At 57.7% G+C, this 241-nt stretch carries 1 pseudogene; it reads left to right on the top strand.

Annotated elements, in window-relative coordinates:
- Window positions 1-241 (top strand): annotated as a pseudogene (locus HFD94_RS23085) (hypothetical protein); the annotation flags it as partial.

Here is a 241-nt window from a genome sequence, read left to right as displayed (position 1 = left end):
TACTATGTTGAGCATCCCCTGACGGATGTCATCAGCGAACCGCGTGACTGTAACAAGCAGCGCCCTAAAGTGAGTTTCCGCTACGATCCGCTTGGACGCCGCATCAGTAAACCAGCCAGCAGTTGTTACAGGGCAGGCCGTCTGGCAACGCCGTCACGACGCGTTTTGTGTGGGAAGGCTACCGCCTGCTGCAGGAAATCCACGACGGGATCCCGCTGACCTACGTTTACAGCGACAGCCA

The organism is Pantoea sp. EKM20T (genome assembly GCF_011800485.1).
Lineage (GTDB): Bacteria > Pseudomonadota > Gammaproteobacteria > Enterobacterales > Enterobacteriaceae > Pantoea > Pantoea agglomerans.
This window is presented reverse-complemented; position numbering and strand designations above follow the sequence as displayed.